Below are 12,395 nucleotides of genomic sequence, written 5' to 3'. Positions count from 1 at the left end.
CTCTATCTTTCCTATTTTTGAAATGTGAAAATTAAACAACTGTTTATCGTATTACTGCTAATCCTGAATTTTGGCTGTTCAGGGACTGAGGAAAGATCAACTGCTTTGGTCAATGTGTTTCTGGTAGGCACTCCAGGTTTTTTTGAAGAAGTGGGAATAGAAATATTAGGAGTGGAGGTAAAAGTAACAGGAACAAGAGGTCAGGACAATGCTGAGGCGGTTTATTTACCTAATCTCCAGGCCAATAAACAGGCTAACTTATCCACTTTGGTCCATACAGGACAATATCTGATTGGTAGAGGTGAGTTTTTGGCAGGTGCGATTACCGAGCTGAAACTTGATTTGGGTGATGACAATTACCTCATCCTAAGAGGAGACAGATTGGTTCCTAGGTTTGTAGATGCATCCGCTGAAAAACCTGTCATGTCGGTGAGTATTCCCTTGGATGGCGGTATATCCCATGATGTTTTTATTGATTTCAATACCTTGGAATCAATCCTGCTTACGGGAGGAAGTCAGGGAGAATTTATATTGGCCCCTGATTTCAGGACATTTACAAGCCTCAATACAGGAGAGATCGCAGGCGTAATTCGCCCGCAGGGCCAAAACCCGCAGCGCCAAAAATCACTGATCTTGGCCATCCAGGGGCTTGATACCTTGGCAAGTACTACCCAGAATATGCAGGGGAATTTTCTACTCAGGGGATTAACAGGTGAGGTTACGGTTTTTATCTATCCATTCAGTAATGAATTTTTACCGGACACCATAAGAAATGTCATTGTAGAACCCCGTCAGAGGACTCAACTGGAAGAAATAAACCTTCGCCTAAATCCATAAAATGAATCAGGACGAAAAATATATGCTCCGGGCATTTGAACTGGCATCCCAGGGCTTAGGTTCTGTAAGTCCAAACCCTATGGTGGGTTGTGTGATAGTCCATGATGATAAAATAATCGGTGAAGGATACCATGAGGAATATGGCAAAGCACACGCCGAACCAAATGCTGTAGCATCCGTCAAAAACCCTGATTTACTACCTTTATCCACAGTATATGTCACATTGGAACCATGTGCCCATTGGGGAAAAACACCTCCCTGTGCCAATCTTCTGGTGGAGAAAATGGTAAAAAAGGTGGTCATCGGAACTGTGGATACCAACCCACTTGTAGGTGGCAAAGGCATTCAGATCTTAAAGGATACAGGAATTGAAGTGGTCACCGGTGTATTGGATAAAAAGGTAAGAGAGCAGAACAAGAGGTTTTTTACTTTCATGGAAAAGAAAAGACCTTACATTATTTTAAAATGGGCACAGACCAAAGACGGCTTTATAGCCAGGGAAAATTTTGATTCCAAATGGATCAGCAATCCCTACAGCCGCCAATTGGTACATAGATGGAGATCTGAGGAAGATGCCATTATGGTGGGTACACTCACTGCCAAATATGACAACCCCCAATTGAATGTCCGCGAATTGCTAGGGAAAAACCCCATAAGGATAGTAGTTGATAGGAACCTGACCCTTGATAACGGTCTACATCTCTTTGACCAAAGACAAGCCACTATTTGCTACAATCAGGTAAAAAGTGAAAAATCAGATAATCTGGAAAGGGTAAAGCTTCCTATTGGATTTAATCTTAAAGAAATCCTGACAGACATGTATGAAAGGAAAATCCAAAGTCTCATAGTAGAAGGCGGTGCCCAATTGCTCAATAAGTTTATCCAAGAGAACCTTTGGGATGAAGCGAGAGTTTTTACTGGACAGGTTCAATTTGGAAGTGGGATTCCTGCACCAAAAATCCATGGAAGTATTATTAATGAAATGGAAATTATGGGAGATTTACTAACCATAACAAGGCCAATTTCCTAAAACTCGCTAAGAAACTGAACCTATCCCAAATCTTTAAATACTGCCTTATCTTTCATGGCAAGTCATCTCACGTCTCATATCTATAAAAAAATGTCCGAATCGATCTTTTTACCCGAAGCAGCTACCAAAGCTGAAAAATACCAGGCCTTACTCCCACAAATTGAAGCATTGATTTCTTCTGAATCGGATGTATGTGCCAATCTGGCCAATGTGGCCGCAGTACTGAAAGAAGCTTTTGGCTTTTTCTGGGTCGGATTTTATCTGGTCAAAGGTGAACAATTGGTACTTGGCCCCTTTCAGGGACCATTAGCCTGTACCCGGATCAATTTCGGAAAGGGTGTTTGCGGGACAGCTTGGAAGGAAGCCAAAACCCAATTGGTGCCCGATGTGGAAGCCTTCCCCGGCCATATCGCCTGCAGTTCTGCCTCCAAATCAGAAATCGTAGTTCCGGGATTCAAAGAAGACAAGGTTTGGATTGTCTTAGATGTGGACAGTGACCTTTTGGATGATTTTGACCAACATGATGTGTCTTATTTGGAAAAGTTGATGAAACTTTTGGATAAAAATGCTTAATCATTAAATGTCATTTTGTTTTTTGTAAATGCCAATTTTTATTACTCGAGATGACAAATTTTGGAACTTCATGCTGAACGTAGAGAAGCATCTCACGAGGTTCAGAAAAAGGATGAATTTGACCCAAAAGGTTCTATGTTTTATTCAGTAATTCAACCGTCTAATTGTACCGCTGGAGATCCCTCGTGCCTACCAATGACATAAATCGGAGCAGCCGTCTTGCTGATCCCGATGGCTATCGGGAGAAGGGTCTCACGAGGAACTGTAAATGATAAATTGAACATAAATAGAACCTCTGGAGATTCTTCGTACCTCAGAATGACGGATGCCTAGGGGGTAACTTGATGTCATTCCTTTTCTGAACATTTCAAAAATGTTGGAGACTCGGGATGACGAGTAACCTGATGTAACTGCCTACTGAAAACTGCGACTGCCGACTACTTCACCTCCCACTTCTCAAAATACTTCGGATCAAATGCCGCCATTTTATCCAACATTTCAACAGGGTCATCACTGACAATCAAAAGGTCTAATTGGGCTTTGTGGAGAAATCCCTCTTGGACCGCATGGTTCAAAAATGTAATCAACCCATCATAATACCCATTGACATTATACAGAGCAAGAGGTTTTTGGATATAGGCCAATTGGTTGAGTGTCATAATTTCAAAAAGCTCCTCAAAGGTGCCAATACCTCCCGGCATGGCAATAAAACCATCGCCTCGCTCCGCCATCAGCCATTTTCTGTCACGCATAGTTTCCACTATGGTAAGTTCAGTACAACCTTTATGTGCCACTTCAATGTCAACCAATTTTTGAGGAATAATACCATATACTTTTTTCCCAGAAGCCAGCATGGCATCAGCGATTACTCCCATCAATCCTACATTCCCCGCTCCATAAACCAAAGCCAAATCCCTCCTGATCATTTCTTTGGCCAATGCCAAAACACCTTGCTCATAGGCAGGGTTTTTACCTTTATTGGATCCGCAGTAAACAGTGATTTTTTTCATTTTGGGCTTTTTTGAAGATGATAAAATGGATTTAACAGTTTCTTAGCTATAAGATGACTTTATTTTTAAAATGGTGGGAAGTCCGAAGTTGGGGAAATTATATTAACAATTCATGAAATGGTTTGAAGAAGGTGGATAATTCGAATTGAACTTACCCTCAAAGTATTTTGGGAAACCACTTTCTTATCAGTATAGACGTAAATTAAACCTATAGATGATTAAACTATCATTTCAGGCCATGTCATGTTGCGTCCTGAAATTACTTGACACTTTTTGATTGTTTTTTTTTGTTTCCCCCCTTCATCTTTCATCTAAGGAGATTGCCACGTCGCACGAAGGACTGTTCAAAATATCAAAGTTTCTCAAGTGCTCCTCGCAATGACGCACCACCTTGTCATCTTCGGACTTCCGACTTCCTACTTCCAACTTCAGCCACGATAAGCAAAGGAAACCAGATTACTTGCATCATTACCACAATTCCACAATGTATATATAATTTTAAAATTCTATTTTTGGTTTATGAAAATCTGCTTTGCTACAAACAATAAAAAGAAAATCGAAGAGGTAAAATCTGCATTAGGGCCTGATTTCACAATCGTTTCACTGGAAGAGATAGGGTGTCACGAGGAGTTGCCGGAAACTGGGGAAACTTTGGAGCACAATGCGTTTCAAAAAGCCCGATTTGTAAACCAACATTACGGAGTGGACTGTTTTGCAGATGATACCGGTTTGGAAGTAGAAGCATTGGATGGTGAACCGGGGGTTTATTCGGGCAGGTATGCAGGCGAACCAAGAAGTGATTCCAGAAATATTGATTTGTTGTTGAAAAATATGAAAGATAAATCCAATAGAAAAGCAAGGTTCAAAACCGTCGTTGCCTTGATTTTGGAGGGGAAAGAATATTCCTTTGCGGGAACTGCCGAAGGGGAGATCATTCATGAATTAGTGGGTTCAGGAGGTTTTGGATACGATCCTGTTTTTAGGCCAAATGGATTTGACAAAACTTTCGCCCAATTGACCATGGAGGAAAAAAATGCCATCAGCCATAGGGGCAAAGCTGTAAAGGCTTTGGAAGACTTTCTCAAATAATTTATTAATTTTAGCCTCCATGAGCAAACCCTTTATAGTTGGAATTACAGGAGGAAGCGCCTCCGGAAAGACACTTTTTTTGGACAAATTATTACACTCTTTTGAACCTGGGCAGGTTTGCTTGATTTCCCAGGACAATTATTACAGACCCCGTCATCAACAGCCTATGGACGAAAAAGGAGTCCACAATTTTGATACACCCAATTCCATAGACTTTGCCCAATACGCGGAGGACATCAAAAAAATCCAAAGTGGGGAAACTGTTTACCGTCAAGAGTACACTTTCAACAATCCAAATAAGAAGCCCAAAATGCTAGAGTTTGCTCCTTCCCCGGTTGTGGTTGTGGAAGGTATTTTTGTATTGTACTATCCCGAATTGGCCGATTTGTTGGATTTGAAAGTTTTTATAGATGCCAAAGAATACATCAAATTAAAACGACGGATAGTCAGAGATAAAGTAGAAAGGGGGTATGACTTGGATGATGTGCTTTATAGGTATGAAATGCATGTGATGCCCACCTATGAAAAATATATTGAGCCTTTCAAACACGATGCGGACATAATCGTACCCAATAACCATAATTTTGACAGAGCTTTGGATTTGATTAGGACATATTTGAGGTCGAAAATAAAGTGATTGTATATTTCATTTTTTGATTAACCTTATATAATTACGCTTATGCATCATTATTTCAAATAAAAAAAGGCTGTCCTATTCCCAGGACAGCCTTTTTTTATTATAAATAATTGTTTTAATTATTTGGCCAATTACCCCAAATTGAGCAGTGACCTGCATTGTCAGTTCCAGCCAAATCTCTTTGTACTCCTGAATAAGATGCATTCATAACCGCTCTAGGGCTGAACCGAAGTCGACCATTTCTAGCAACAAATGCTGCACCAAAATGCTCTTGGCTTAATCCATGTCCCATCTCATGAAGGACGATTGTTTGGACATCTGCCGTTCCTGGGTTACCTGTGGTTGTCCAAAGAAATCTATTGTTATAATATATTTCTCTTAAGGATACATCAAATTTGCCATCATTGTTGGTGTCCACAAAATTGCCATCTGCATCTCTAAATGCAAATGTAAATGTTACTCCCAATATAAACCTCGAACCGTTAGGTACTATCTGATCAAAAAATGCAGGTGGCATCCAACCTGCATGGTTGATATCAGCGATATATCCTGCTGCACCCCCAAATCCAAATTGTGCGGCTACAACACCCACAGCAATTGGGACATTTCCGATTCTATTTAGGCCAATGTTAGAACACCTTGCATTTTCCCAAGTTGATATGGCATTTTCAATTGCCGGTTCAGTATCATTGACAGTTAACCCGGAAGGTGCAGCTGGTCTAAATCTGTCAATGTAGTATGAAATATCTGTTTCCCCGGATATCCTTAAATTTGGTGCCCAATCAAAAATAAGTTGTTTGTTTCCTCGGTCTGTGAAAATCAAAGTTCTGCCCACCTCGTCGCTTTCTTCGGCAGTAATGTAGGTTGCACTGACCAATACCATATCATAGGGAATTTCTGAGTTAATTCTGGCCGATTCATTTACAGGCTGAAAAGGAACTGGATCAAATCTCTGATCTGAATACACAACCGGGTGTCCGTCTAAGAATTCTTCGAGTTCCGTACCATTTTGAATGTCTTCATTTTGTCAAGAGAAGAATCCCAATGAAAGTAAGATTGCAATCGGGTAAATTTGTTTTTTCATAAGAAATTAAATTAGTGGTTGACAAAATATATTCTCTTAATATAATTACTCAAAATTCATATTGTTTGAATTAAACTTCATTTTTTTGAAAAAACTGCTAAATTCTTTCATTTGGCTATCAATTATAGGCTGCGAACCTCAAATATTTTGAATCAAAATATCTACTGCGCGAATGTAGAAAACGGACCTGACCTAGGTCCAATTTTCCATATCTACTCGGTTAACAACCTGATTATCAAATAAATTATCTTGAAAATTGTTTTTATTCGGTCAAATTATGTTTGTCTTTGCAAATCTTTCTATATTTGCTGCCCGTGAGAAAAAAAGGAAAAGATATAAAACTCTGGAAACAACGCGTCACTTTGATGTTGACCATGTTGTTTTGTATGCTTGTAGCCGGAACCGAATACCTACCTCAGCAAGCACAGGAAAATTCTCCAGTAAAGAAGGAACAGTCCAACAAAGCGGACCAATCTTCCGACAATCAGACTTTTTTAAATATTGCCATAGATGCGGTAGTGCCTTTTGTTACCGTACTTTCTCAACAGGTCTTTTACCTGATTTATGAAAATCTGGTTTTTGAAAAACCAACAGTATCAGACTTAGGAGTATCTATTCCTGTTAATCTTCCCTACTGGGAAATATTACTGGAAAGGATCATTTCTCCCAATGCTCCCTGATTTTTTACAATTCTCTAATTCCCAAAGCTCTACTGAGCTTACAATAATCAATCGTAATCAAACAAAACAATTAATAATATGCGTAACCAAGGCGTTATCGTGTTTTTGACAGTGGTGGTCACAGCATTGTGTCTATATTACCTGTCATTCACATTTGTATCTAACAATATCAACCAAAAAGCTGTGGAATATGCCACAGATGAAACTGGCAACGTTGAGTTTGCCAAAAAACAAGCTTACCTGGATTCTATTTACAGGGAGCCGGTTTATAACTTCATAGGTGCCAAATTCACCTATAAGGAAATCAAAGAAACAGAATTGGGACTTGGTCTTGATTTGCAGGGTGGCATGCATGTTACCTTGGAAGTTTCACCCGTGGAAATTGTCAAAGGACTATCCGGAAACAGTAAAGATGTAGTATTCAATGCTGCTTTAGATGAGGCATCAGAAGCTTCCAAAACCAGCAATGAGAAATTTGTTGACCTTTTTTACAGCGCTTGGCAAAATAAGGCTGCAGGTCAAAAATTGAGTGGGGTATTTGCGACGGCTGCCAATAGAGGTAGAATATCTCTTGAGACCTCAGATACTGATATTCTCAAAATCATTGATACGGAAGTTGAAAATGCCATTGAGCGTTCTTTCAATATCCTAAGAACCAGGGTAGATAGATTTGGAACATCGCAGCCTAATATCCAAAGAATCCAAGGTTCCGGTAGAATTCAGATCGAATTACCTGGTGTAGACAATCCTGAAAGGGTTAGAAACTTATTACAGGGAGTAGCAAAATTGCAGTTTTGGGAAGTAGCTGAAGTAAATGAATTCCTTGCAGAACTGGAATCCGTAAACAGCCTATTGGTGGCAGAGTCCCAAGCCACCAAAACTGAAATCGCCACTGATTCTCTGGCAACTGAACTTGAAGGAGAGGATTTGGCTAGTGAACTTGAAAGACAATTGGCAGAGACCACTGAACCTGATGATTTTTCTTCACAGGTTTCCCCCATCTTCTCACTGACCAAGTCCAATGCAGGACTGGTTTATGAAATCAGGGATACCGTTGCGATCAACAGGATTTTTGCTCGTGAGGATGTTAAATCCTTACTTCCAAGAAATATTAAGTTTTTATGGTCAGTGAAGCCTCAAAAATCAGATAACTTGGAATTATTAGAGCTTCATGCGATCAAAATAAGCAGAACAAGCGATCAGGCACCTTTGGAAGGTGATGTAGTCACGGATGCACGTCAGACTTTGGATCAGACTTCAAGGCCTGCTGTCAGTATGCAGATGAATGCAGATGGTGCGAGGAAATGGAGAAAACTGACTTCTGAAAGTATTGGAAGAAGGATTGCAGTTGTTCTTGATGATTTCGTTTATACTGCTCCTATGGTACAGGGAGAGATTCCGTCCGGGCAATCAGAAATCACGGGGAACTTTACCATGGAAGAAGCCAAAGATTTGGCCAATATCCTGAAATCAGGTTCACTTCCTGCTCCTACCAAGATCGTAGAAGAAGCAATCATCGGCCCAACATTGGGTAAAGAAGCACAAAGTCAAGGTATCATTTCAATGGTGGCAGGATTAGTTTTGGTGGTCATGTTTATGGTTGCCTATTATGCCAAAGGTGGATTTGTAGCTATTGCCGCTTTGGTCTTCAATATCTTCTTTATCTTGGGTATTTTGGCACAGTTGGGTGCGGCACTTACATTACCGGGTATTGCCGGTATCGTATTGACCATTGGTATGTCGATTGATGCCAACGTGCTGATTTTTGAAAGGATCAAAGAAGAAATCCGAAATGGCGCAGGATTGATTGCAGCCATCAATGAAGGCTATAAGAAAGCTTTCTCAGCAATCCTTGACTCCAACGTCACGACATTCCTTACCGGTGCTATATTGTATGCCTTGGGTCAGGGTCCTGTCAAAGGATTTGCGATTGTATTGATGATCGGTATTGCCTCTTCATTCTTTTCTTCGGTATTTATTACAAGGGTGATTGTACATTGGTCTACCAAAAAAGGTGACAAGAGCAATATTTCCTTCTCAACTCCATGGGCCAGTAATATATTGGGCAACCTGAACATAGACTTCCTCAGCAAAAGGAAAATCGCCTATATCATTTCATCCTCAATTATTGTGATCGGTTTGGCCATTGCCGCCATCAACGGATTGAAATTTGGTGTGGATTTTACAGGTGGACGATCCTACATAGTAGAGTTCTCCCAACCTGTGGTGGAGTCTGATCTGAAAGTCGGACTTGATGGTGAATTTGACGGTTCTGTGGAAGTAAAGACTTTTGGAGGAAACAACATCGTCAAAATAACTACCTCTTATTTGATCAATGAAGATGATGATGAATCAAACGCGGAAGTTGAAAACAAAGTAAAAGAAGGAATCGCCAAGATAACCGGTTTAGCACTTACTACAGGAACTGAAATTGGTGATGGACAATTTGTCATCAGGGGTTCCTCAAAAGTAGGTGCTACTGTAGCAGATGATATCAAAAAGTCGTCTGCGGAAGCTATGTTCTTTGCTTTGGTAGCCATATTCTTATACATCCTTTTAAGGTTCCGTAAGTGGCAATTCTCCTTGGGATCTATCATTGCCTTGGTTCACGATGTATTCTTTGTGATTGCAGCATTTGCCATTGCAAGTGCGCTTGGGGCTACATTTGAGATCGATCAGGTCTTTATTGCGGCAATGCTGACGGTGGTAGGTTATTCAATCAATGATACTGTGATTGTATTTGATAGGATCAGGGAAAATATTGAATACAGAGGAACCTCAAAATTGGTAACCATGTTCAACGATGCCATCAATCAGACCATGGCAAGAACGTTGATCACATCTTTCACAACTTTGATAGTGGTATTGGTATTATTGATCTTCGGAGGGGAAGTCTTAAGAGGATTTTCATTCGCCTTGTTCATTGGTATATTGGTTGGTACCTATTCCTCAATATACATTGCATCTCCAATAGTGGTGGATTTGATGAAGAAAGAACTGGCAGCGGAAAGTCTACAGGACCCTGCTAAAAAGACAGCTTGATAAATGCGTAAAAGGCATAATCGGAGCAGCCCTTCCTAGGACAGGCAGGCGTCATGCTTCTCCCGAGGATCAGGAAATGATAAATTTAACCACAAGGGTCATGTATTTTCATTGTAATTCAAATGCCTATTTGTACCGCTGGAGATTCCTCGTGCCTCGGGAAGACGAGAAACTTGATGTCATTTCAATTCCGTGAATTCTATCATTGTTGAAAATTTCAAAGGGAGATAGACCAAACATCTCCCTTTTTTTGTGTTTTTTTTGAAAAAATACCCTGAACACGGGATTTTTTTGATTTTTTATTAAGCCTACCTTGCAGATTGAAAACTGCCATTAAATGTTAGGAAGTATTTATCACACGGTGATAGCTGTCAGTTTATTAATCTCTTTTTTTAGTTTGTTTGCCACTAAGAAAGAAGAGTTGTCAGTACACCGCTTAATTGTAGTTATACTGGCTTGGGTATTGGTTTTCGAGTCCTTCGGTCTGATCTCTGCACGACAAAAAATCAACAACTCCCTTTTATACAATGTATCATGGGTGTATATAGAATCCATACTCATTATAGCCTACTTTTATCTCCTCGAAAAGAGTCCACGGTTCAAAAAAAGAATCCTACAAATCAGTATAAGTATCTTGGTATGGGGTCTTGTCAACAGTATATTCTTTCAGCCCATTGCTCTTTCCTTACAATATTACTCACTGTTACCTTTTGGGGTCTTTATTATTTTTCTTACCATCCGATTGTTAAAAAACATTTTGAACTTACAGCTATATCCTGACCACAACCTGCTGACCATCCCCCATTTTTGGATCAGCAGTACACTTTTATTTTTCTACTGTGAAGCTTTGCTATTGTTTGGGACTTATCAGTTAAATCCCGCATTTATTGTAGAAAATGTGACTGTTTTATTTGGCTTCAATAGATTTATGGCTGGAATGATGTATCTTTTTTTGGGGATTGTATTTCTTTTTCCACATCTTGAAAAAAATTCCACCATCAAAAAAACAGGTTTGGTATTTCTTTTAATTATTCCGAAAATTTCATTTATATTATTGTTTCCTCTAAAAATTTAAAAACATGACCAGAGATGAATTAGAAACATTTAGAAATGCTTATCAAAAAGCGGCTAAAAAAAGCATCAAAGCCTATAATGGAATTGGTAAACCGATTGCTGAACAATCTGACTGGGTTTGGTTTGACCGAAAAACCCTTGAAAAATTATTGGATATGACTGACCCTGATAAAGGGGGAATCAAAATCTATTTCGGTCAGTATGACGAAAAAAATGTTGTAATGCTTCCCGAAGACATGAGAAAAAAGCATGATTATGTAGGAAGGGTTTCTATTGCTTTGATGGCATGCAACAAAACCGAAACAGAATACGAAGACATCTACTCAGCGTCAAATGAAACTCAGGAGACTTCCAAAATGATGCTAATGAGCAGAGATGGTGGTGAAAGTCCGGTAAATGCAGGTGATGTTTGTCCTCCTGATTGTCAACCATAAATAATCTCAATGGAGCTCTTTTATTGGTATAATATTTTGATCATTTTAGGAATGTTCTTAAGCATTCCTTATTTTTTTGTTGGAGATATTGAAAACAGGAGAAAACATTTGGTGATTTTCCTGATTTTGCTTTTTATTTCATTAGTGGAAATTTTGGGTAAGTATAAGCAGCTTTTAGGTCAGAATAATACCCTGATTTATAATGTTGGGTAAATTATAATTGGCTTGTCACTGAAACTATATTTCTTTTCTTTGGTATTCACTGGAAAAAAAGAGAAGAAGTTGGTTTTATATTTGTGGTCAGCTTTTATCACGGGGAGTGTTATCAATTTTCTTTTCTTCCAGTCTTTTGGTATTTTTCATCACTATTCATTGGCTTTTTGTAGTTTAGTTATCATTGGACTTTGTTTCCTCTACTTTTATGGGATTTTTTTCAAAAATTGGTATATGGAAAAAAATCTACTTGCAGTTCCTGAATTTTGGATAATTTCCTTTTTTATGTTCTTTTATTCTTCCTCTCTTTTGTTTTTTCTATCTTTTAATTTTTACATTGAAAAGATGGAATTTGAACTATTACTCCAACTAAATTTTTTGATAAATATCCTAGGAGCTTTAATGTATCTTGTTATGAGTTTGGCATTTTATGCTCCGCGAGTGTTTAAGGAACCAGTATATAAATAGATAGAATTGGTTTTATTGAGTTTGAATTTTATCTTTCAATTAACTTGAATTTTTGGATATGGATGCAATTACTTGGTATCATGTTTTGATCATTATTGGGATGCTTGCTAGCATCCCTTATTTCTTTTTGGCTGAAAGGGAAAACAGAAAAAAACACCTTGTCATCTTTTTGATCCTTTTATGTACAAGCGTTTCGGAAGTTAGAGCCAAACAACTTCAACTTT

13 protein-coding genes are annotated in these 12,395 nt (G+C 39.0%); 10 read left to right on the top strand and 3 right to left on the bottom strand.

The genetic code is table 11. The annotated features are described in order from the left end of the window. The first annotated feature begins 24 nt into the window (after window positions 1-24). The 3 genes from ACEW8U_RS03885 (at window position 25) to ACEW8U_RS03875 (ending at window position 2,440) form a co-directional block, all read left to right on the top strand. Entirely contained in the window at window positions 25-837 is an 813-nt protein-coding gene (locus ACEW8U_RS03885) for a DUF4382 domain-containing protein (RefSeq protein ID WP_373520721.1), read from the top strand. Between the two features lies 1 nt (window position 838). Then, the gene (gene ribD, locus ACEW8U_RS03880) at window positions 839-1,867 is read left to right on the top strand and encodes a bifunctional diaminohydroxyphosphoribosylaminopyrimidine deaminase/5-amino-6-(5-phosphoribosylamino)uracil reductase RibD (protein WP_373520720.1); all 1,029 of its coding nucleotides are present in this window, start codon (window positions 839-841) and stop codon (window positions 1,865-1,867) included. 90 nt (window positions 1,868-1,957) lie between these two features. After that, a complete protein-coding gene (locus ACEW8U_RS03875; protein ID WP_373520719.1) occupies window positions 1,958-2,440 on the top strand; it encodes a GAF domain-containing protein in 483 nt (160 codons plus the stop codon). 152 nt (window positions 2,441-2,592) lie between these two features. On the opposite strand, the gene ACEW8U_RS03870 is transcribed toward ACEW8U_RS03875, so the two are convergent. Both ACEW8U_RS03870 and ACEW8U_RS03865 read right to left on the bottom strand, forming a co-directional pair. After that, window positions 2,593-2,724 carry a hypothetical protein gene (locus ACEW8U_RS03870; RefSeq protein ID WP_373520718.1) on the bottom strand — a complete coding sequence of 44 codons (132 nt, stop codon included), beginning with the start codon at window positions 2,722-2,724 and terminating at the stop codon, window positions 2,593-2,595. Between the two features lie 153 nt (window positions 2,725-2,877). Then, window positions 2,878-3,450, bottom strand: coding sequence for a TIGR00730 family Rossman fold protein (locus ACEW8U_RS03865; RefSeq protein ID WP_373520717.1), 573 nt, complete (start codon window positions 3,448-3,450; stop codon window positions 2,878-2,880). 519 nt (window positions 3,451-3,969) lie between these two features. Between ACEW8U_RS03865 and ACEW8U_RS03860 the strand changes: the two genes are divergently transcribed. After that, window positions 3,970-4,539, top strand: a complete 570-nt coding sequence (locus tag ACEW8U_RS03860; protein ID WP_373520716.1) for a non-canonical purine NTP diphosphatase — start codon at window positions 3,970-3,972, stop codon at window positions 4,537-4,539. A 19-nt stretch (window positions 4,540-4,558) separates the two neighbouring features. After that, entirely contained in the window at window positions 4,559-5,176 is a 618-nt protein-coding gene (udk, locus tag ACEW8U_RS03855) for a uridine kinase (protein ID WP_373520715.1), read from the top strand. Window positions 5,177-5,291: 115 nt separating this feature from the next. Here udk and ACEW8U_RS03850 read toward each other — a convergent pair whose 3' ends face one another. Then, window positions 5,292-6,143, bottom strand: a complete 852-nt coding sequence (locus ACEW8U_RS03850; RefSeq protein ID WP_373520714.1) for a hypothetical protein — start codon at window positions 6,141-6,143, stop codon at window positions 5,292-5,294. Window positions 6,144-6,547: 404 nt separating this feature from the next. Between ACEW8U_RS03850 and ACEW8U_RS03845 the strand changes: the two genes are divergently transcribed. The 5 genes from ACEW8U_RS03845 to ACEW8U_RS03825 all read left to right on the top strand — a co-directional run bounded on the left by ACEW8U_RS03845 (window position 6,548) and on the right by ACEW8U_RS03825 (window position 11,703). Further along, window positions 6,548-6,940 carry a hypothetical protein gene (locus tag ACEW8U_RS03845; RefSeq protein WP_373520713.1) on the top strand — a complete coding sequence of 131 codons (393 nt, stop codon included), beginning with the start codon at window positions 6,548-6,550 and terminating at the stop codon, window positions 6,938-6,940. Between the two features lie 78 nt (window positions 6,941-7,018). Beyond that, a complete protein-coding gene (secDF, locus tag ACEW8U_RS03840; RefSeq protein WP_373520712.1) occupies window positions 7,019-9,982 on the top strand; it encodes a protein translocase subunit SecDF in 2,964 nt (987 codons plus the stop codon). A gap of 337 nt (window positions 9,983-10,319) precedes the next feature. Continuing rightward, window positions 10,320-11,057 (top strand): hypothetical protein, encoded by a 738-nt coding sequence (locus tag ACEW8U_RS03835; RefSeq protein ID WP_373520711.1) that lies wholly within the window; start codon window positions 10,320-10,322, stop codon window positions 11,055-11,057. Window positions 11,058-11,061: 4 nt separating this feature from the next. Continuing rightward, window positions 11,062-11,490 (top strand): hypothetical protein, encoded by a 429-nt coding sequence (locus ACEW8U_RS03830; RefSeq protein ID WP_373520710.1) that lies wholly within the window; start codon window positions 11,062-11,064, stop codon window positions 11,488-11,490. Window positions 11,491-11,499: 9 nt separating this feature from the next. Continuing rightward, entirely contained in the window at window positions 11,500-11,703 is a 204-nt protein-coding gene (locus ACEW8U_RS03825; protein ID WP_373520709.1) for a hypothetical protein, read from the top strand. Window positions 11,704-12,395 lie beyond the last annotated feature (692 nt).

This window comes from Aquiflexum sp. (genome assembly GCF_041751335.1).
In the GTDB taxonomy this organism is placed as follows: domain Bacteria; phylum Bacteroidota; class Bacteroidia; order Cytophagales; family Cyclobacteriaceae; genus Aquiflexum.
Note: the sequence above shows the minus strand (reverse complement) of the source record. Positions and strands in the feature narration are given on the sequence as shown.

Excerpts from the sequence above, each read along its gene's own strand:
- ribD (WP_373520720.1), top strand. The coding sequence starts at position 839 with ATGAATCAGGACGAAAAATATATGCTCCGGGCATTTGAACTGGCATCC.
- ACEW8U_RS03875 (WP_373520719.1), top strand. The coding sequence starts at position 1,958 with ATGTCCGAATCGATCTTTTTACCCGAAGCAGCTACCAAAGCTGAAAAA.
- ACEW8U_RS03870 (WP_373520718.1), bottom strand. The coding sequence starts at position 2,724 with ATGTTCAATTTATCATTTACAGTTCCTCGTGAGACCCTTCTCCCGATA.
- ACEW8U_RS03865 (WP_373520717.1), bottom strand. The coding sequence starts at position 3,450 with ATGAAAAAAATCACTGTTTACTGCGGATCCAATAAAGGTAAAAACCCT.
- ACEW8U_RS03860 (WP_373520716.1), top strand. The coding sequence starts at position 3,970 with ATGAAAATCTGCTTTGCTACAAACAATAAAAAGAAAATCGAAGAGGTA.
- udk (WP_373520715.1), top strand. The coding sequence starts at position 4,559 with ATGAGCAAACCCTTTATAGTTGGAATTACAGGAGGAAGCGCCTCCGGA.
- secDF (WP_373520712.1), top strand. The coding sequence starts at position 7,019 with ATGCGTAACCAAGGCGTTATCGTGTTTTTGACAGTGGTGGTCACAGCA.
- ACEW8U_RS03835 (WP_373520711.1), top strand. The coding sequence starts at position 10,320 with ATGTTAGGAAGTATTTATCACACGGTGATAGCTGTCAGTTTATTAATC.
- ACEW8U_RS03830 (WP_373520710.1), top strand. The coding sequence starts at position 11,062 with ATGACCAGAGATGAATTAGAAACATTTAGAAATGCTTATCAAAAAGCG.
- ACEW8U_RS03825 (WP_373520709.1), top strand. The coding sequence starts at position 11,500 with ATGGAGCTCTTTTATTGGTATAATATTTTGATCATTTTAGGAATGTTC.